This is a genomic window from Mesorhizobium sp. M1307 (genome assembly GCF_040318155.1).
Taxonomy (GTDB): domain Bacteria; phylum Pseudomonadota; class Alphaproteobacteria; order Rhizobiales; family Rhizobiaceae; genus Mesorhizobium.
The window spans coordinates 19,376-31,073 of the sequence record NZ_JAMYLR010000055.1; the positions used below are offsets into that span (position 1 = coordinate 19,376).

Annotated in this window: 12 protein-coding genes; 4 read left to right on the forward strand and 8 right to left on the reverse strand. The window is 62.5% G+C overall.

Annotated features, from left to right (window positions below; genetic code table 11):
- Window positions 1–154 precede the first annotated feature (154 nt).
- On the reverse strand, window positions 155–982 hold the full coding sequence (locus NKH16_RS31675) for a ferredoxin--NADP reductase (protein ID WP_352539843.1): 828 nt from the start codon (window positions 980–982) through the stop codon (window positions 155–157).
- A 218-nt stretch (window positions 983–1,200) separates the two neighbouring features.
- On the opposite strand from NKH16_RS31675, the gene NKH16_RS31680 reads away from it, so the two are divergent.
- From NKH16_RS31680 to NKH16_RS31690, 3 genes are read left to right on the forward strand one after another with little or no spacing between them, the layout of a single operon-like run.
- On the forward strand, window positions 1,201–3,285 hold the full coding sequence (locus tag NKH16_RS31680) for a hydantoinase/oxoprolinase family protein (protein WP_352903456.1): 2,085 nt from the start codon (window positions 1,201–1,203) through the stop codon (window positions 3,283–3,285).
- A 1-nt stretch (window position 3,286) separates the two neighbouring features.
- Window positions 3,287–5,002 (forward strand): hydantoinase B/oxoprolinase family protein, encoded by a 1,716-nt coding sequence (locus NKH16_RS31685; RefSeq protein WP_352903458.1) that lies wholly within the window; start codon window positions 3,287–3,289, stop codon window positions 5,000–5,002.
- A complete protein-coding gene (locus tag NKH16_RS31690; protein WP_352903460.1) occupies window positions 4,974–5,699 on the forward strand; it encodes a hypothetical protein in 726 nt (241 codons plus the stop codon). The genes NKH16_RS31685 and NKH16_RS31690 overlap by 29 nt, the downstream gene beginning before the upstream one ends.
- A 44-nt stretch (window positions 5,700–5,743) precedes the next feature.
- Here NKH16_RS31690 and NKH16_RS31695 read toward each other — a convergent pair whose 3' ends face one another.
- The 4 genes from NKH16_RS31695 to NKH16_RS31710 all read right to left on the reverse strand — a co-directional run bounded on the left by NKH16_RS31695 (window position 5,744) and on the right by NKH16_RS31710 (window position 9,072).
- Window positions 5,744–6,400 (reverse strand): methionine ABC transporter permease, encoded by a 657-nt coding sequence (locus NKH16_RS31695; RefSeq protein ID WP_254815748.1) that lies wholly within the window; start codon window positions 6,398–6,400, stop codon window positions 5,744–5,746.
- Complete coding sequence (locus NKH16_RS31700; RefSeq protein WP_352449634.1) at window positions 6,381–7,445, reverse strand: methionine ABC transporter ATP-binding protein; 1,065 nt, start codon at window positions 7,443–7,445, stop codon at window positions 6,381–6,383. Before NKH16_RS31700 ends, NKH16_RS31695 begins: the two co-directional genes overlap by 20 nt.
- Before the next feature lie 134 nt (window positions 7,446–7,579).
- Complete coding sequence (locus NKH16_RS31705) at window positions 7,580–8,428, reverse strand: MetQ/NlpA family lipoprotein (protein ID WP_352449592.1); 849 nt, start codon at window positions 8,426–8,428, stop codon at window positions 7,580–7,582.
- Between the two features lie 344 nt (window positions 8,429–8,772).
- Window positions 8,773–9,072, reverse strand: coding sequence for a DUF1236 domain-containing protein (locus NKH16_RS31710; protein WP_352449591.1), 300 nt, complete (start codon window positions 9,070–9,072; stop codon window positions 8,773–8,775).
- Window positions 9,073–9,276: 204 nt separating this feature from the next.
- Here NKH16_RS31710 and NKH16_RS31715 point away from each other — a divergent pair, with 204 nt between their 5' ends.
- Complete coding sequence (locus NKH16_RS31715) at window positions 9,277–10,029, forward strand: DUF1236 domain-containing protein (protein ID WP_352449590.1); 753 nt, start codon at window positions 9,277–9,279, stop codon at window positions 10,027–10,029.
- A 105-nt stretch (window positions 10,030–10,134) separates the two neighbouring features.
- On the opposite strand, the gene NKH16_RS31720 is transcribed toward NKH16_RS31715, so the two are convergent.
- From NKH16_RS31720 to NKH16_RS31730, 3 genes are all read right to left on the reverse strand, one after another.
- The gene (locus tag NKH16_RS31720; RefSeq protein WP_023677112.1) at window positions 10,135–10,377 is read right to left on the reverse strand and encodes a hypothetical protein; all 243 of its coding nucleotides are present in this window, start codon (window positions 10,375–10,377) and stop codon (window positions 10,135–10,137) included.
- A gap of 247 nt (window positions 10,378–10,624) precedes the next feature.
- The gene (locus NKH16_RS31725) at window positions 10,625–11,179 is read right to left on the reverse strand and encodes a DUF4142 domain-containing protein (protein WP_352449588.1); all 555 of its coding nucleotides are present in this window, start codon (window positions 11,177–11,179) and stop codon (window positions 10,625–10,627) included.
- Between the two features lie 268 nt (window positions 11,180–11,447).
- Window positions 11,448–11,698, reverse strand: a 251-nt coding sequence (locus tag NKH16_RS31730; RefSeq protein ID WP_352903463.1) for a hypothetical protein, incomplete at its 5' end; no start/stop codon positions are given.

Sequence of the window (11,698 nt, forward strand, 5' to 3'; positions counted from 1 at the left end):
CCTTGTTCAGCGACTTATGCCGAAGATAGACCGTGAAGCAGCGCTTCACGAGTCCTTCAAGCGGTCATAACGGAAAAAGACAGTCAAGGCAGCCGATTTTTGACCGCATGATCAAAATCAGGGTCTCGAACCAGTGGACGCTGAACTGCGCGTCTCAGCCGACGAAGGCGCGCTCGACGACGAAGCTTGCCGGATGGTGCAGCGAGCCTTCCTGGAAGCCGAGGCTTTCGGCCAGTTCCTTGACGTCCTTGAGCATATGCATCGAGCCGCAGATCATGATGCGGTCGGTCTCGGGATTGAGCCTGTCGATGCCGAGATCGGTGTAGAATTTGCCCGAGCCGATCAGCGCGGTGATGCGGCCCATGCGCACGGAGGTCTCGCGCGTCGTCGAATTATACAGCGTGACGCGGCCGCCGGTCAGTTCGCCGATCAGCGGATCGTTCTCCAGTGCGGCCACCAGCTCCTGGCCGTAGGTGAGCTCGGCATTGTCGCGGCAGGTATGGGTCAGGACCACCTGCTCGAACTTCTCATAGGTGTCGGGATCGCGCAGCAGGCTGGCGAATGGAGCAATGCCGGTGCCGGTCGAGATCATGAACAGGCGCTTGGCCGGCGTCAGCGCGTCGACCACCAGCGTGCCGGTCGACTTCTGCCGCATGATGACGGTATCGCCGATCTCGATTTTCTGCAGCTCCGAGGTAAGCGGGCCGTCCAGCACCTTGATCGAGAAGAATTCGAGTTCGTCGTCCCAAGACGGGCTGGCGATCGAATAGGCGCGGAACACTGGCTTCTCGGCATTGGGCAGGCCGATCATGACGAATTCGCCGGAGCGGAAGCGCAGCGACTGCGGCCGGGTGATGCGGAACGAAAACAGCCGGTCGGTATAATGCTTCACCGAGACCACGGTTTCGGCATAGACATTGGCCGGTATCGGGAACTGCAGCGGCCGGGCGCCGGCAGTGTTGAACGCGGATGTGGTGTTCATCAAACCTAACCTTCTGGGCCGGCTCAGCGCCGGCGCCAAATCTCCATCTGCGCGCCCGAACCGGTCAGGTTCCAGCGTGCCGTTTGCACACTCCGAAGCGGTAAGCTCTTGTGTCCGGAATTTATTAGTATACAAACGATATTTGCGTCAAGACGCCGCCGTAAAACAGCTTTCCAAACTAAGGCATGTAGGCAGTTCGGGCATTTCGGGTTTCGACAATGGGACAGAATTTTTCGGCGCGAGCGCTGGATTCGACTGGCGGCGTCGTCGCCGGCATCGATGTCGGCGGAACTTTTACCGACCTCCTTCTGATCGACGGCCGTGACGGTGGCCGGGTGCATATCGCCAAGACCCCGACGACAGTCGACAACCAGGCGTTCGGCGTCGTTTCGGCACTTGGCGCCACCGGCTTTCCGGTCGACGGCATCGACCTCATCGTGCACGGCACGACGACGACTACCAACGCGGTGCTGGAGCGCCGGCTGGCCAAGACCGGCATGATCACCACGCGCGGCTTTCGCGACGTCATCGAGCTTGGCCGGCGGACACGGCCGCAGGCCTATGGCATGACGGGCACCTTCGTCCCGATCATTCCGCGCAATCTGCGGCTCGAAGTGTCGGAGCGGGTCGAGGCCTCGGGCGCGGTGCGCATCCCGCTCGACGAGGCCGATATGCGGACAGCGATTTCACAACTGATCGCAGCCGGCTGCGAATCCCTGGTCATCCATTTCCTGCATTCCTACGCCAACCCGGCGCATGAGCGGCGCGCCGCCGAGATAGCGGCCGAGCTTTGGCCGAACGGCTACATCACGACAGGCCACGCCCTGCTTTCGGAAGCGCGCGAATTCGAGCGCGGGGTGACTGCTTCGGTCAACGCTTCGGTGCAACCGATCCTCGAACGCTATGTCGAGCGGCTGCGCAAGGAGCTGGCGTCAAAAGGCTACGCCCGCGACTTCCTGATCATGAACGGCAATGGCGGCATGATCTCGGCCCGCTTTGTCACACGTGAGTCGGCCAAGACCGTCATGTCCGGCCCCGCTTCCGGCGTCATCGCTGCCGCCTATACCGGAAAACGCGCCGGCTTCGAAAACCTGGTCACCTATGACATGGGCGGCACCTCGACCGACGTGGCGCTGATCCGCAACGCCGAGCCGGCGGTGTCGAACGAGATCGAGATCGAGTATGCGATGCCGATCCACGTGCCGATGGTGGCGGTGCATACGGTCGGCGCCGGCGGCGGCTCAATCGCCCACGTCGATGCGGCAGGCCTGATCCAGATCGGCCCGGAAAGTGCCGGCGCCAATCCCGGCCCGATATGCTACGGACGCGGCGGCTTGGAGCCGACCATCACCGACGCCAATCTGGTGCTCGGCAGGCTGGCGCCGAAGAAGCTGCTCGCGGTGGAAAACCCGGTCACCGTCGAACGGGTCACCGGCATATTCGAGGACAGGATCGGCCGCGCCACAGGCTTGTCCGGCGTCGAGGCGGCGGGTGCGGTGCTGCGGCTCGGCAACGTGAAGATGGCCGGCGCCATCCGCATGGTCTCGGTGTCGCGCGGCCACGACCCGCGCGATTTCGCGCTGTTCGCCTTCGGCGGCGCCGGGCCGCTGCATGCGACGGCATTGGCGCGCGAACTAGGCCTGCCGAAAGTGCTGGTGCCGGCGCGGCCAGGCATCACCAATGCTCTCGGCTGCGTCGTCGCCGATCTGCGCCATGATTTCGTCAACACGGTCAATCAGTCGGTGCCCAGTCTCGATGAAACCCAGCTCCATGAGACATTGGAACGGCACCGAAACGAAGGCGAGGAGCTGATCGGCAAGGAGGCGGTGAAGCCGGAAATGATCCGCGTCACGCATTCCGCCGACATGCAGTTCGTCGGCCAGACGCATATCATCAACGTGCCGCTGCCGTCGTCTGCGGTGACACGCGAGGGACTGCAGCACCTGTTCCAGAAGGCCTATTTCGCCCGCTTCAAGGTCCAGTTGCCGGAAATCCGCGCCAATCTGGTCAACCTCAACACCTCGGTCACCGGCGTGCGGCCGGCAATCGATCTGTCCCGGCTGATCGACCCGGCTGGGCGCGCCAAAACGCTCGAAGAGGCGCGGCGCGAGATCCGGCCTGTCTGGTATGGCGGGCGCTGGTACGACACGCCGGTCTACAGCAGAGAGAAGTTGCCGCTCGACGCAACAATCGAAGGTCCGGCGATCCTCGAACAGATGGACGCGACGACTGTGCTGGAGCCCGGCGACCGGGCGCGATCGGATGCCGACGGCAACATCATCATCGATATCGGCGAGGCCTGAGATGGAAAAACTCGACGCCATCACCCTTTCAGTCATCCAGGCGGCGCTACAGCAAGTCTGCGACGAAATGGACCTGACGTTTTCGCGCGCCGCGTTCTCGCCTGTCATCGCCGAGGCCAATGACCGTTCGGATGGCATCTATTCAGCGCTCGATGGTTCGCTGATCGCGCAAGGCAGCCAGGGCCTGCCGGTGTTCGTCGGCGTCATGCAGTATTCGACCAAAACCGTGATCGAGATGATCGCCGACGGACGCTGCCTGCCGCCCGAGCCGGGCGATATCTACATCGTCAACGATCCCTATCTCGGCGGCACCCACCTGATGGATGTGCGCTTCGCCATGCCGGTCTACCGCGACGGCAGGATATTCTGCTGGCTGTCGAACACCGGCCACTGGCCCGACATCGGCGGTTCGGTGCCGGGCGGCTTTTCCGCCTCGGCAACAGCGGTCGAGCAGGAAGGCTTGCGACTGCCGCCGGTGAAACTGTTCAAGAAGGGCGTGCTCGACCCTGAGATCTACGCCATCATCTGCTCGAACATCAGGGTTGCCGACCAGCGCATCGGCGACATCCGGGCGCAGGCGGCGGCACTGCTGATCGGTCAAGACCGACTGAACGGAATCCTGGATCGTTACGGAGATGAAACGGTCGTCGATGCGATCGCCGAACTGCGCCGCCGCGCCGCCGAACAGATGCGCGCGAACATATCAGCCATTCCCGACGGCATTTACCGGTCGCAGGCTTTTGTTGATTCCGACGGCGTGGTCAACGAGCCGCTGACTATCGCGCTGGCCGTCGAAAAACAGGGCGACACGCTCAGCTTCGACTTCTCCGGTTCGTCAAAGCCCTGCGCTGGGCCGATGAACAGCGTGCTGGCGACGACCTTGTCCTCGGTCTATCTCGCCATGCGGCACATTTTCCCCGACGTGCCGATCAGCGCCGGCGCCTTCGAGCCGCTGATCGTCAAGCGGCCGGAAGGCACCTTCCTCGACGCCAAATATCCGCGCCCGGTATCGGGCTGCGCGGCCGAGGTTTCGCAGCGCATTGCCGAAGCGGTGTTCGCGGCGATGGTGCAGGCGCTGCCGGACAAGGTGACGGCGGCCCCCGCCGGCTCCAGCGGCAATTTCGCGCTCGGCGGCAACGATCCGGCCCGCGGCCGCGATTATGTCATGTATCAGATCTCCGGGGGCGGCTATGGCGGCAATGCCGGTCACGACGGCCTGAGCAATGGCTGCTCGACCATAGGCATTTCCAAGTCGCCGCCGGTCGAAATCATGGAGCAGGCCTTCCCGGTGCTCTACCGCCACTATGCCTTGCGCGAAGGCTCGGGCGGCGCCGGCAAGCATCGCGGCGGTTTTGGCCTCGCCTATGAGGTCGAGATCCTGCGCGGCGACGCCCGCGCCTCCTTCGTCATGGATCACGGCCGGTTCGGCCCGCAAGGCGCGCTCGGCGGCAAGGACGGTGCGGTCAACACGGTGACCGTGTTCCGCGACGGCAAGGAACATGTGCCGCCGCATCTGTCCAAGGAGCAGGACATCGCGCTGAAGACAGGCGACCGCGTGTGCGTCGGCACGCCTGGCGGCGGCGGCTACGGCGATCCGTTGCAGCGCGATCCGCAATTGGTCGCTCGGGATGTCAAGCTCGGCTACTATACCGCAGAGCAAGCCAGAGACCTGTTCGGAGTCGTAGCGGATGGGCAATCCAAATCCCCTGGAGGCTGATCTCTCGTCCGAACTGGCCCACGCAGTCGAACGCGTCTATGCCGCTTTCGCGTCTTATCCATCGCCCCGCCACCTGCATGGCTCGCCGTACAAGGATTTGGAATCGATCTTTCGGGGAGTATCCAGTGGTCCGCTTCGGGAGCTCAGTGGTGAAAACCTCGGCGCCTATGCCGGATCGGCCATATGGACGGTCGGCGACGTCGATGACTACCGGCACTTTCTGCCGAGAGTGCTTGAACTTGCCATCCAAGGCGAACCTTCGATGGGGTTCGACGCCAACGTGATTGCCGCAAAGCTCGAAAGGACCTCCTGGCGCGATTGGCCGTTGGAAGAACAGCAGGCTGTCGAGGTGCTGTTTCAGGTTGCCTGGCGAAAAGCGATGACCATGCATCCCGATGAAGGGAACGCGGTTCCCTGGCTGGAGGGCATAGTGCTTGCCGGAATGGATGTAGCAGCTGTATTAGCGGCATGGCGTGATAGCCCTTACCCCGAGGCCATGTTGCACTGTGCGGACTTGATTACCGGCAACATCAAGACACTCGATAAGGGGCACGTGATCTTCAGCGAACAGGTCACCACATGGCTTCTATCCGACAGTCTCGCCTGGCACTTGTTCACCGTCGCGTTCGAGGCTCCTTGCGCCCCGACGATCGCGAAAAGCTCGCTTGGGCGAGCGAGACCATCGAGAACAATCTGAACTTTCCCGGAAATTAAAGGCATTGATTGGCCGCGTTTCGCCGGTCACGCTCTGTGGTCCAGCCTCGCGACCAGCCGGTCGCCGGCCCACTGGATGCCGCAGACCAGGACGATCAGGACGATGACCACGGCGATCATGACCGACGTCTCGAAGCGCTGGTAGCCGTAGCGGATGGCGAGGTCGCCGAGACCGCCGGCGCCGATGGCACCGGCCATGGCCGAGGCGCCGATCAGCGTCACCAGCGTCACCGTGAAGCCGGCAACGATGCCGGGCAACGCTTCCGGCACCAGCACCTCGCGAATGATCGTCCAGCGGTTGCCGCCCATGGCGCGTGCTGCCTCGATCAGCCCGTGGTCGACCTCGCGCAGCGACACTTCGGCGATCCGCGCATAGTAGGGCGTCGCCGCGATCGACAGCGGCACAATCGCTGCCCAGGTGCCGATCGAGGTGCCGACGATCAGCCGCGTCACCGGGATCAGCGCAACCAGCAGGATGATGAAAGGCACCGAGCGGAAGCCGTTGATGACCGCTCCGAGCGCGCGGTTCACCCACAGGTTTTCGGCGATACCGCCGCGGTCGGTGGCGACCAGCGCCAGGCCGAGCGGCAGCCCGAAAACCAGCGAGATGAGGCCGGAGGCGGCCGTCATCAGGATCGTTTCCCAGATCGAACGGACGAGAAGCTCAAACAGAACCGGCGACATGGCCAAGCACCTCCACCCGCGCTTGGCGGGCTTTCAAGAACGCGATCACCTCTGCCAGGTGAGCTTCATTGCTGCCGGCGACCGCCACGAACAGTGTCCCGACAGGCTGCTGCTGAACGTGATCGATGCCGCCATGCACGAGGCGGAACGAGCCGGGAACTGCCGAGGCAAGATCGGACAAAAGCGGGCTTCGGGCGGCCTCACCCGCCACGTCGATCCTGAGGATCGCCTCCAGGCCGGCGTTCTGCGTTAGCCGGCTTGCGATCTCCGCCGGCAATTGCGGCCGGATGCCGCCGAGCAGGCTTTGTGTGATCGCCGACTTCGGATCGGCAAACACCGACCACACCGGCCCTTGCTCGACGATCCGCCCAGCGTCAATCACCGCGACACGATCGGCGATCGAACGGATCACCTCCATCTCATGGGTGATGAGCAGGATGGTCAGGCCGAGCTGCCGGTTGATATCCCTGAGCAAGGCGAGGATGGAGCGCGTCGTCTCCGGGTCCAATGCCGAGGTCGCTTCGTCGGACAGCAGCAGCGCCGGGCGCGCCGCAAGCGCCCGGGCAATGCCGACGCGCTGCTTCTGCCCGCCCGACAGCGACGCCGGATAGGCTTTCGCCTTCTCCGACAGGCCGACGAGCTCGAGCAGCTCGGCAGCGCGCGCCAGGCGTTCGGCCCTGGGCCGGCCTTCGATCTTGAGCGGCAGCGCTACGTTGTCTTCGACCGTCTTGGCAGACAGCAGGTTGAAATGCTGGAAGATCATGCCGATACGCCGGCGCAGCGGTTGCAATTCGCGCTCGCCGAGCCGGCTGATGTCGCGGCCTTCAATGAAGACTTGTCCTGTATCCGGCCGCTCCAGGCCGTTCAGGCAGCGTATCAGCGTCGACTTGCCGGCGCCGCTCCGGCCGATGATGCCGAGGATCTCGCCCTGGCGCACGCTGAGCGATACGCCGTCCAGCGCCGCTGTCGCGCCGAAGCGGCGCTTCAGCTCGATGAGGCGCACGACGTCGTTCGGTCCGGCGGAACGGCTGCCGACGGGATGCATGACTTCGGTGACCGAGGCGAAATGCTGGTTCATGAGAGTTCCTGTATTGGTGTCCCGCAAAACGCGATCGCGGTCCGCGTTGGAGCGCGGACCGCTTTATCATGCCGGGCTTCAGCGCCAAGTCGAGCTCGGCATCAATAGGCGCTGATGCCGGTTCCCTTGTAGACTCGGTCGAATTCGGCCTTCACCTTTTCGTTCTGGTAGGAGGCGACCAATATCTTTACCCAGGGCTGGTTTTCATTGCCGGCCTTGACCGCGATGAAGTTGCGGTAGGGATTGTCGGCCACCGCCTCCTGGGCGATGCGGTTCTCCGGTGTGAGGCCGCTTTTAAGCGCCCAATCCGTGTTGACCACGGCCCCGTCGAGGTCTTCCACCGAGCGCCCGACAATGCCGGCGTCCAGCTCCTTGACGACCAATTTCTTCGGGTTTTCGGCAATGTCGGTGGTCGTCGCCAGAATGCCGGTGCCTTCCCTGAGCTTGATCAGACCTTCGCTCTGCAGAACGCGCAGTGCGCGGCCCTCATTGGACGGGTCGTTCGGCACGCCAATGACGGCGCCTTCGGGCAGGTCGGCAATCTTCGTGTACTTCTTGGAATAGAGGCCGATCGGCCAGACCCCGGTATAGCCGACCGGGACGATGTGATAGCCCTGCGTCTTGATCTGGTTGTCGAGATAGGGCTTGTGCTGGAAGGCGTTGGCGTCGATTTCGCCACGCTCGAGTGCTTCATTCGGCTGGGTGTAGTCGTTGAACACCACGGTCTCGATCGTCAGCCCCCTCTCCGCCGCCTGGGCGGTGACGACGCGCCACACATCCTCGTCCTCGCCGCTCATGATGCCGACCTTGACCGCCGTCTTGTCTTCGGCGAACGACGGCGCAGCAAGGCCGACAATCGCAACCGCCGACGCGAAAAGTACAGCCAGACCGGCGCGCCGGTTTATACTTGCGGAGAGAAATGAGAGCAAAGTGTTGGTATTCCAAGACATGATCTATCCCGTCGGTTCTGAAGTCGTTGCGGCCAGGCGGAGTGCCAAGCCTTGCCGGCATCATCGGGAATGCTGACCATCGGATCAAAGCACCGTATTTCCCGCGAAATGCGAAGCCAGGAATATTCTCTCAAAGTTTCGGGCCTGGCGAGCACAGGGCGTGCTGGGATCATGCGTTCTAAGCCAATGCTGGTTCAGAAATTGTCCGGACGTCGTCTCCGCTACGAGGCCCGCCGTGCTTCGAAGCGGCGGGCCTTTCTGCGTCCGAATGCCCAACACGGGCAGCAGTGTGGGATTCGACAATGCTGGACGCGCCGCATGTCCCTTCAAAGCGACGCGCTTGCTCACTCGATGACCTTTACAATCCTGCGCGTGCCAGGATCGACCAGGACGGTCCGATTGTCGACGACGACGTAGCGGTATTTGACGTCGGGAACCTCATGAAGCTCGACGGTATCGGGCAGGGTCGAGCCGACATTGAGCTCCACGCCGGGAAGCTGGACGGACGCCAGAGGCTGCTTTTTCACATACTCGCGTACGATCGTCTCCTGCTGCGGTTCGATGATCACGTCCTGAGCGGCAGCGGCGCCAACACCCGCAAGCAGCAAGAACCCAGCCGCGGCGGCCGAAAGATGCATTCTCATGATCGTCTCCTTTCGTCGTGAGCCACCTCTGCGCTGCGCCGCGTCATGCTGTTCGCAGCGGGGTCGCTATAGGCCGGTAACGTCATCAGGTGGAGCTTGTTCCGCCACTCGGATCGCTTGCCGTTTCGCTCCATTATTTTGGAACAAAGTTTTTTAGCCGCAGTTTTGCGCGGTGAAGGGACGCGTTTTCCAAGGAGATCTCTCATGAAGGGCGTTCTGATCACCAGCATGCTAGCAATCAGCGTCAGCTGCGGGGCTGCACTTGCCCAGACGCAGCAGTCGACCGACGACCAGTCCGGCGCCAATTGTGCAGCCGGCACTGCCAATTGCCAGAACGGCGCCAAGATGGGCGAGCAGGCTCAGGGCAAGGCCGGCGCTGCAACTGATCAACAGGCGCAAGGCAACAAGAAGCTGAAGACCGATGAGCAAGCCAAAGGCAAGGCCGGCGCAACGACTGACCAGCAAGCCCAGGGCAAGGCTGGCGCCACGACTGACCAGCAGGCCCAGGGCAACACAAAGATGAAGACCGATCAGCAAGCCCAGGGCAAGGCCGGAACCACCACCACCGAGCAGGCCCAAGGCAACACGAAAATGAAGACCGAGGAGCAGGCTCAGGGCAAGACTGGGACCACGACCACCGAGCAGACTCAGGGCAATGCCTCGACGCAGACGCAAGACCAGAGTTCGACCGCTTCCATCAACAATGTGACCGTTGAACAGAAGACGGAGATCACGCAGGTCATCAAGGAGACGAACGTCCAACCGGTTTCCAGCGTCGATTTCGACATCTCTGTCGGTGTCGAGGTTCCGCGAAAGAAGGTCCGGCTGCATCGCCTGCCGGCGCGCATCGTCAAGATCGTTCCGGCTTACGAAGGCTATGAGTATTTCGTGCTCGCCGACGGCCGGATCGTCATCGTCGACCCGAATACCTACAAGATCGTGATTATCCTGACCTAGTCGTGGCCAGACGGTCTACCGTGGGTTGATGCACCAAAAAGGCCCGCCGCGCAGCTCGGGCGGCGGGCTTTTCCGTACCCGGCTCCAGCGTCTGCAAATCGCAAATCAAGGTCCGTCCTCGGGGCGAGGAGTGAGCACGGTGTGATCGATGGTGTCGGGCAGGCAGGGACTGGGCACGCAGCTTGTTCGGACTGACGCGGTGGTCATGGCATCGATATCCGTAACCAGCACCATTCTCGCGTAGTGCCGCGGCCACAGCGGCTCTCCAAACAGGACGAAGACGCCGCCAATCATCAAGGCCAGCAACATGAGTGCCGTAACATTTGCAAATATCTCGCCGTAGCGCATGAAGGCAGCCTGTCCCGTTCGGAAAGCGATTTCAGCTTGTGACAGCGGCGACCAGGGCGGCGCCGAAAGCCGGCGCTACTATCCTTGAGGCCGCGCGAATGCCGCCTTCCATTGGATCCTCCCCGAACAAGCCGGATAAATAACGGCACTCTCGGTGCTTTGTTCCCGGCCGTGTGGCCGGACGACAGCCGCGTCACACAGGCCGTGTGTGGGGCGGCCTTTCGTTTGCAAAAGGCACTCTTCGCTCTCATTGATGCGCGGCAGCGAGGTCCTTGACATGACGTTCGTGCATTTGCAGCACCGGCAGCGTCTTCTTGGCAAACTCCTTCATCGCCGGATCGTCGCCGGAATTCGCGTAAGCGGAAAACAGCGCCACCGCTTCCTTATGCGCCTGGGTCTGCATGTCGATATATTTCGATTGGAAGCTGTCCCCGCTGGCCTCCTTGAGTTGGTCGAGCAGCGCCTGGTGCTTGGTGTCCAGCGACGGGCCGGCTGGCGCGGTGGCCGAAGTCGTCTGACCCTTGCTGAGCGCCGCCTTGAAGTCCTCGCCGGCCTTGGTGTGGTCCGTGACCATTTGCGCCGCGAATGCCTTCACGTCGTCGGCAGTCGCCTGCGTCTGCGCAAGTCGGCTCGATTCGATTTCGAATGTATTGGCGATGGGCACGGTCTTGACGAACGTTGCGGTGTCAACCTTGCTCATGGTGTCGGTCGTTAGAGGCGTCAGCGTCGCCGATTGGGCAAAAGCAGCCAAAGGTGCGCCGGCCATCATCGCTGCCGCAGTGATGGATAGAAGGGTTTTCATGGGGGTTCTCCGAGGCTGATGTCATCCCTCCGCTGGCTCAACGCGCAAGCTGCGGCGAGGTTGCCTGGTCGTGGCGGCCACAGCTGCCGCCACGCCAAACAATGGTTTGGAAACGCAAAACAAAAGACGCCGGCTGCGTCCTGCAAAGTGCAACGCAAGCCACGAGATCGTACGGAATCGTACAAGCTCTTTCGCTTTGCGGCAGTCTTGCTATCGTTGGCTGGGAGAGAGATGGGTGGAGGCTTCCGTGGGGCAGATCAAGTCGCCGCTAGGAATCGGTATTGACACCGACGCTGCCGTTCATACCATCATGGCCGACTATCATTCCGGCGACATTCTCTCGACCACCGTCGTCATAGCCGATTTGCGCAAACGCTTTCCCTGGTTCCGGCAAACCGACGAGGAACTGGTTGGCTTCATCGTTCGGGCGCTGGACGGTCGGGATATCGCGGTCAGCTTCGACCACCGCGGCCGCTAGGCTGATTTTACGGCAAAACCAGCCGGCCGCGGAGCTTATGC